We start from the raw sequence: 3,890 nt of genomic DNA on the forward strand, positions 1-3,890 counted from the left end.
AGGCACATCGCCGTAGTCGCGGCCGCGCCCGACGAGGACATGCCGGTCGCCGATCTCGATGTTGTTCGTGGGGTCGAAGCCCTGCCACTCGCCGGCGAACCACTCCACCCACGCGTGCGACTCGCCCGTGACCGGCACGTCGATCGCCGCGTCCGCGCTCGGGTGCAGGTAGCCGGACACGTACCGCGCGGGGATGCCGACCGACCGCAGCGCTCCGACGGCGATGTGGGCCATGTCCTGGCACACGCCCTTGCGGGCCTCCCACGCCTCGGCGGCGGTGGTGTGCACCTTCGTCACGCCGAACTGGTACTCCACGGCGTCCCCCACCGCGATGCAGATGTCCTGCGCGGCGTGCCACGGCTCGTCGCGCCGGGCTGCGATCGACTGCGCGATCTCGGCGACCTCGGGATGCGGCCGGGTGCGGTCGGTCTGCACGAGCTGCTCCACCGTGGAGACCTGGCGCCGGGCGTCGGCGGCGAGCCGGTCCCAGGTGATGCCGGTCGGCTCGATGGGGCGCGGGCGCACCTCGACGAGCGAGCGCGCCGTGATCCGCAGGTCGGAGTGCGACGACAGCACGTCGAACGAGCTCACCCGGGTGCCGAAGTAGTCGACGTACGAGTGCACGGCCGCGGCCGGCTCGATGTCGAGCGACGAGGTCAGCACGAACTGGCTGTCGGTGGTGCCCGGCAGCATCCGCGCCTCGTTGTACGACGCCGCCACGTCGCCCTGATAGCTGAACCCGGTGACGTGCTCGATGCGCAGGCGCTTCATGAGGTCTCTCCGATCCAGCTGGGCTCTGTCTGCGTGGGGAAGAAGCGCTGGCGGATCGCCTCGGACGCCTCGCGGGTGACGAGCTGCACGCTCTCCATGTGGGCCGGCAGCTCGCTCAGGATCTCGCCGATCGGCCGGTACTCCAGCTCGTTGCGGATGCGGCCGAGCGCCCGCAGCACCTGGTTGGAGTGGCCGACCCGATCGACCCGCGGGTCGATCGCACTCATGCACTGCTCCGCCTGCCAGATCGAGTAGATCACCGAGCGCGGGAACAGGCGGTCGAGCAGCAGGAACTCGGCCGCGTTCGCCGCGATCGGCATGCCGCGGTAGGTGCGCACGTACGCCTCGTACGCCCCGCACGAACGCAGGATGGTGGTCCACGACGGGCCGGATGCCTCGGTCAGGGTGCGGGTGGCGAGCAGCCGCGCGGTCATGTCGGCGCGCTCGATCGAACGGCCGAGCGTGAAGAACTGCCAGGCCTCGTCGTGGCTCGTGGAGGTGTCCACGATGCCCACGGCGAGCGCCGCGCGCTCCCGGACCCAGGCGAAGAAGCCGTGCGCCTTGTCGGACTGCAGGCGCCGCGGCATCCGCGCGTTCGTCGTGTTCAGGCACTCCCACAGCTCGGTGGAGACGATCTCGCGGGCGCGGCGGGCGTTCTCACGCGCGGCCCCGAACGATGACACGATCGACGACGGATCGCCGCGGTCGACCCCCAGGCGGCTGAGCACGTCGCCGCGGCGCACCGGGCCGTCGACGGGCGAGCCCATGACGGCGAGCAGCGAACGGCATGCGGTGTCCTCGTCGATCCACGGGTCCTCCAGCAGCAGCTGCAGGTGCACGTCGAGGATGCGGGCGGTGCCGTCGGACCGCTCGATGTACCGGCCGATCCAGAAGAGGGACTCGGCGATGCGGCTCAGCATGTCGGGCCCTCCTGCTGCTGCTGCTCCTCCTGGGCGTGGCGCACCGGGGCAGGGGTGGGGGCATCCTGCGGGGACAGGTCCGGCGGAGGCGCGGCGGTGTCGTAGATGATCGGGATCGCCTGCGTCGCGGCGGACGCCTGATCGGCGACGAGCCCCGCGAGCCCGTAGCCCTGCGCGTACTCGACGTGCGCGGGGGCGGCTCCCCCGACGACCCAGGTGTCCTTCGACCCGCCGCCCTGGCTGGAGTTCACGACCAGCTGCCCCTCGGGCAGGGCGACGCGGGTGAGGCCGCCCGGCAGCACCCAGATGTCGTCGCCGTCGTTGACCGCGAACGGGCGCAGGTCGGCGTGCCGGGGACGCATCCCGTCCTCCACGAGGGTCGGGATGGTCGAGAGCATCACGACGGGCTGCGCGATCCAGCCGCGCGGATCGGTCTGCAGACGCGTGCGCATGGCGTCGAGCTCGGCACGGGAGGCATCCGGACCGACGATCAGGCCCTTGCCGCCGGAGCCGTCCACAGGTTTGACGACGAGCTCGTCGAGCCGGTCGAGCACCTCTTCGAGGGCGCCCGGATCCTCCAGCCGCCAGGTGTCGACGATCGGCAGGATCGGCTCCTCGGACAGGTAGTAGCGGATGAGGTCGGGCGTGTACGTGTAGAGCAGCTTGTCGTCGGCGACGCCGTTGCCCACCGCGTTGGCGATCGTGACGTTGCCGAGACGCGCCGCGAGCATGAGGCCCGGTGCGCCGAGCATGGAGTTCGCGCGGAACTGCAGCGGGTCGAGGAAGTCGTCGTCGACGCGGCGGTAGATCACGTCGACCCGCTTCGGACCGCGGGTGGTGCGCATGAACACCTTGCCGCCCTGGCAGACGAGGTCGCGGCCCTCGACGAGCTCGACGCCCATCAGGCGGGCGAGCAGCGTGTGCTCGTAGTAGGCCGAGTTGTAGACGCCGGGCGTGAGCACGACGATCTCGGGGTCGTCGACGCCGGCCGGGGCGGCGGCGCGCAGCGCGGCGAGGAGGCGGTTCGGGTAGTCGCCCACAGGACGCACCTGCATGGAGACGAACAGCTCCGGCAGGGTCTGCGCCATCACCCGCCGGTTGGAGATGACGTAGCTGACGCCCGACGGAACGCGCACGTTGTCCTCGAGCACGCGCATCTGCCCGTGCTCGTCGCGGATGAGGTCGATGCCCGACACGTGGATGCGCACCCCGTTCGCGGAGTGGATGCCGGACGCCTGCCGGTAGAAGTACTGGCTCGAGGCGATCAGCTGCGCCGGCACCACGCCGTCGCGCACGCAGTTCTGCCGCCCGTACGTGTCGTCGAGGAACGCCTCGAGCGCCTTGACGCGCTGCTTGACACCCGCCTCGACATGCGACCACTCGTCGTACTGGATGATGCGCGGCACCGCGTCGAGCGGGAACGGGCGCTCTTCGCCGGCGAAGTCGAAGGTGACGCCCTGCGCCAGATACGAGCTCGCGAGCGACTCGGTGCGCCCGCGCAGCTCCTCCTGCGTCATCAGGGCGAGCGCCTGATGGAGCTCCTCGTACGCATCACGGGATGCGCCGTCGCCCGCGAACATCTCGTCGAACGCCGGCATCCCCTGCGGGGTCTTCCGTGCCGTGCCGTGCGCGCCGTAGCCGTCGAAGAGGTCGCCCATGCCCACGAGCCTAATGGGGGCCGCGGTCATCCTCGATGCCCGCGGCGTCACGCATGAGCCGACCTGTTTCTGTCACCGATCTGTCATCGGATCCGGGGTCTGGGCGGGCCGGCCGATCGTACGCTGAGCCCATGGCAGGTCGTTCGCGGTATGCGCTCGCCGCCGCAGCCGGGATCGCCGCCGTCGTGCTCGGCGCGGGGATCGGCGAGCTGACGGCGGCCATCGGCGCGTCGGCATCGAGTCCGTTCGCGGCCATCGGCGGCACCCTGATCGACGCGGCGCCGCCGTGGGCGAAGGACGTCGCGATCGGGCTGTTCGGCACCGGCGACAAGGCCGCGCTGCTGACCGGCATCGCGATCGTGCTGCTCGTGGTCGCCGCAGCCGCGGGGATGCTCGAGGCCGGGTTCCCGCCCGTCGGCCGGGTGGTGTGCCTGCTCCTCGGCGTCGTCGGGGTCATCGCCGCCCTGCACCGGCCGGACGCGGATTCCCTCGCATGGGCGCCGTCCACGGCATCCGGGGTGCTGGCCGCGCTCGCGATCGG

Annotated in this window: 3 protein-coding genes and 1 pseudogene; 1 reads left to right on the plus strand and 3 read right to left on the minus strand. The window is 71.4% G+C overall.

The genetic code is table 11. The features are described from left to right. The 3 genes from VJR25_RS12105 to VJR25_RS12115 all read right to left on the minus strand — a co-directional run. Nucleotides 1-771 (minus strand): transglutaminase family protein (locus tag VJR25_RS12105; protein ID WP_324115342.1); only part of this gene is annotated, 771 nt, incomplete at its 3' end. Next, entirely contained in the window at nucleotides 768-1,691 is a 924-nt protein-coding gene (locus VJR25_RS12110; RefSeq protein ID WP_324115344.1) for an alpha-E domain-containing protein, read from the minus strand. The genes VJR25_RS12105 and VJR25_RS12110, both read right to left, overlap by 4 nt. Beyond that, nucleotides 1,685-3,349, minus strand: a complete 1,665-nt coding sequence (locus VJR25_RS12115; protein ID WP_324115345.1) for a circularly permuted type 2 ATP-grasp protein — start codon at nucleotides 3,347-3,349, stop codon at nucleotides 1,685-1,687. The genes VJR25_RS12110 and VJR25_RS12115 overlap by 7 nt, the downstream gene beginning before the upstream one ends. 131 nt (nucleotides 3,350-3,480) lie before the next feature. On the opposite strand from VJR25_RS12115, the pseudogene VJR25_RS12120 reads away from it, so the two are divergent. Beyond that, a pseudogene (locus VJR25_RS12120) lies at nucleotides 3,481-3,890 on the plus strand (oxidoreductase); the annotation flags it as partial.

It is taken from the genome of Microbacterium sp., assembly GCF_035277845.1.
GTDB lineage: Bacteria > Actinomycetota > Actinomycetes > Actinomycetales > Microbacteriaceae > Microbacterium.

Bases quoted from the DNA above. Each gene is read 5' to 3' on its own strand.
- VJR25_RS12110 (WP_324115344.1), bottom strand. From the start codon at position 1,691: ATGCTGAGCCGCATCGCCGAGTCCCTCTTCTGGATCGGCCGGTACATC.
- VJR25_RS12115 (WP_324115345.1), bottom strand. From the start codon at position 3,349: ATGGGCGACCTCTTCGACGGCTACGGCGCGCACGGCACGGCACGGAAG.